This is a genomic window from Bradyrhizobium sp. (assembly GCF_035273305.1).
In the GTDB taxonomy this organism is placed as follows: Bacteria; Pseudomonadota; Alphaproteobacteria; order Rhizobiales; family Xanthobacteraceae; genus Bradyrhizobium.
Genome location: NZ_DATEPI010000038.1, coordinates 1 through 2,827, shown reverse-complemented (window position 1 = coordinate 2,827; position 2,827 = coordinate 1). Strand labels below are relative to the sequence as shown.

Annotated in this window: 4 protein-coding genes and 1 pseudogene; all 5 read right to left on the bottom strand. The window is 61.6% G+C overall.

The genetic code is table 11. The features are described from left to right. On the bottom strand, positions 1–462 hold a 462-nt coding region (locus VJV58_RS02705), incomplete at its 3' end, for a LysE family translocator (protein ID WP_324135795.1). A 7-nt stretch (positions 463–469) separates the two neighbouring features. Continuing rightward, entirely contained in the window at positions 470–1,345 is an 876-nt protein-coding gene (locus VJV58_RS02700; protein ID WP_324135794.1) for an EamA family transporter, read from the bottom strand. Between the two features lie 7 nt (positions 1,346–1,352). Further along, on the bottom strand, positions 1,353–2,048 hold the full coding sequence (locus VJV58_RS02695; protein WP_324135793.1) for a class I SAM-dependent methyltransferase: 696 nt from the start codon (positions 2,046–2,048) through the stop codon (positions 1,353–1,355). 4 nt (positions 2,049–2,052) lie between these two features. Further along, complete coding sequence (ilvN, locus tag VJV58_RS02690; RefSeq protein WP_324135792.1) at positions 2,053–2,595, bottom strand: acetolactate synthase small subunit; 543 nt, start codon at positions 2,593–2,595, stop codon at positions 2,053–2,055. Positions 2,596–2,617: 22 nt separating this feature from the next. Continuing rightward, positions 2,618–2,827 (bottom strand): annotated as a pseudogene (locus VJV58_RS02685) (hypothetical protein); the annotation flags it as partial.

Here is a 2,827-nt window from a genome sequence, read left to right as displayed (position 1 = left end):
GCCCAGCATTAGGCTAAGCATGATCTGTATGCCGATATTCCAGGGAAACGTGGCGATGCCTGCATAGGCGGTGATGGTGCCGATCACCATCACCCAGCCCTTGACGTTGATCCACTGGAACATCGCCGCGCCCCAGAATGTCATCGGCCCTCGGCGATCATCGCCCTCTTCCTTCACTGGTCCGGACATCGCGATGACGGCCGCGAGATAGATCAGGTAGGCAACACCGGCATATTTCAGGATGCTCTGCAGTATTGGGTAGGCGATAAAGATCGCCCCAAAGCCGAGACCGACTGCGCCGATCATAAAGGCGAAGCCAATCGTCACGCCGGCGATGTGGGGGAGCGTCGGGCGGAAGCCATGCGTCAAGCCCGACGAGAGCAGCATGACGTTATTCGGCCCCGGAGTGAAAAACATCACGGTGGCGAACACGATAAAGGCGAAAAGAAGTGACTGCGACATGCCGGGCTCACACGATCTCTGGCACAACTTGCGACCGCTTCGACAGCAGCATAATAGCTATCCCGCACACGACGATGAGCATGCCCGAGAGGCGGAGTGGGCCGAACCGCTCCCCGAACACGATGCTCGAGGCGGCGGCGCCGACGAACGGCACCAGTAACGCAAACGGAACCACTTGGGCCGCCGTGTAGTCCCTGAGTAATCTTCCCCATAGCCAATAGGCGATGCTGGTCGAAATCAGACCCAATGCCACCGTACATGCAAGGGCGGTCCGCGATATGTGGATCAGCGAATTTAGGCTCGCCTGCGCCCCATCGGTGACAAGGGCCAACGCCAGCAACGGCAAGGGCGGCACCAGGCAAAGCCAGGCGAACAGGTCGAACATCGGCACGTTTCGTGCGCGACGAAGCAGGAGATTGCCGATCGCAAAGGTGATCGGCGAACCCATCAGCACGAGGAAAGCGCCGGCGCTGAAGTCGTAGCCAACCGTGCCGCAAATCATCAACAGACCCGTCGTGGCGACCGCAATCCCAACACCCTGCACGCGAGTCGGGATCTCACGAAACGCGACCACGGAAAACGCGATCGTGAACAGCGCCTGGCTTTGCACGATCACGCTGGTCAGGCCGACCGGCACGCCGTGCGCAAGGCCATAGGCCTGCGCCAGAAACTGCCCCAGGAACAGCGTTCCGCTGATCGCGATCAACAGCGGCCAGGACACATCGGGCTTGCGCACAAACAGGCAAGGCACCGCGGCGACGACAAACCGAAGCGCCGTCATCAGCGCCGGAGAAAATTCCTCGAGCGCGATCCGGCTTGCGACAAAGGCAAGGCCCCAGATCACCGCCACCAGGATGGCGAGGCCGATATCAACTGGCTTCATTTGTGCGCTAGCCCTGCTCGCCGGATTTCGGTTTGCGCAAACGATACGTGCCATGCAGCGGCGCATCGTAGTCCGCCGAGACCAGCGTGAAGCCGGCTTCGGTGAGCAGGCGTTCGATCACCCAGCCGAATGTGGAATACTCATCGCGCATGTGGGTAATCACGCTTTCGCGGGTGAACCGGTGATTTTTGATGATGAAATCAGCCCATGCCTCGACGCCACGCTCGGGGCCATCGGGCATGCTGGCGAACACGATGTCGCGCAAATAGAAGCAGGCGCCCGGCTTGAGCGCGCGAAAGATCCGCGCCAAAGCAACAGCTTTCCAGAAATCCGGCAGGTGATGCAGCGCGAATTCGCTGACAACCAGATCATAGGAATTGGGCTGGTAGGCGAAACTCAACAGCCCGGCCGATTGGAATCGGACTGCAACCTTGCGGTCGCGGGCCTGGATTTCCGCCAGCGCCAGCATGGCCGGCGAAATATCGATGGCGTCTACGTCCGCGCCCATCAGCGCCGCCTCACAGGCGAGCACGCCGGTGCCGCAGCCGATGTCGGCCACGCGCCAGCCGCGCTGAACGCCGAGCATCGTCAGCGCGGCGCGGGCGCGCAGGTCGCTGTCGTCCTGACCATCGTAGATCGATGCCACGGTGGAATCGATGCCGATACTTCGCCGCTCATTGTAGTACCAGTCTCGCGCCAGCATGGCTTTACATTCCCTCGGGTCCGCGCCCGATTGCGGCCACGCCCGTGCGCGAGACTTCGACCAGCCCGAGAGGACGCATCAAGTCGATGAACTGGTTGATCTTGGCGGAGTTGCCGGTGATTTCGAACACGAAGCTTTCAATGGTAGCATCAATGACGCGGGCGCGGAACGCTTCCGCCAGGCGCAACGCCTCGACGCGATGCTCGCCTGTGCCGCGCAGCTTCACCATCGCAAGCTCCCGCTCGATCGAGCCGCCGGTCAAGGTCATGTCGACGACGCTAAAGACCGGGACCATGCGATCGAGCTGGTGCTTGATCTGCTCGATCACCATCGGCGTACCGGTGGTGACGATGGTGATGCGGGAGACGTGCTTCTGGCTTTCGGTCTCCGAAACCGTGAGGCTCTCGATATTATAGCCGCGGCCGGAGAACAGTCCGATGACGCGAGCGAGCACGCCCGGCTCGTTCTGCACGAGAACCGAAAGCGTATGGGAATCGGCGGCCTCATGGCGCTCTTCCATGAAGTAGGCTGATGCGGGCTGGTTCATCTCTTCCCCCGAAAATTCGCGCTCACGCCGGTACCCTTCTCTCCGCGAACGCCACGGCCTGCGGAATCCATCGGGTGAACAGATCGAAATCGATGTTGCCGCCGCTCAGAATAAGCCCTACCCGCCTGTCGCGGAGCTTGTCTTTTTCCTGCACGGCGGCAGCGAGCGCGGCGGCGCCGGCGCCCTCAGCAAGATTGTGTGTGTCGGTCCAGTACGCCCGGATCGCCGTGGC